1 pseudogene is annotated in these 249 nt (G+C 43.8%); it reads left to right on the top strand.

Annotated elements, in window-relative coordinates:
• A pseudogene (locus tag SB679_RS25600) lies at positions 1-249 on the top strand (SOS mutagenesis and repair protein UmuC); the annotation flags it as partial.

Genomic DNA, 249 nt, shown 5'->3' with positions numbered 1-249 from the left:
CTTGGGACTTCACACAGTTTCCGGATGATTTTCTTCGTCAAGAAATGGGGATTCTTGGGCTAAGGATGAAAAAGGAACTTCTAGGCGAGGCTCAATATGGAATGTCTATTTCAGAACCAAAGAAAAATATATCAACTACAAGAACATTCGACACTGGTCATGCAGAATACGACTATGTACACGAGCGAGTTTCCACATTTGCATCAGAGTGTGCCAGAAAGCTCCGGGAGCAAAAGTCTTGTTGCCGGC

This window comes from Chryseobacterium sp. SIMBA_029 (assembly GCF_046535275.1).
In the GTDB taxonomy this organism is placed as follows: domain Bacteria; phylum Bacteroidota; class Bacteroidia; order Flavobacteriales; family Weeksellaceae; genus Chryseobacterium.
The sequence above is the reverse complement of the archived record's forward strand: the minus strand, read 5'-3'. Positions and strand labels throughout refer to the sequence as shown.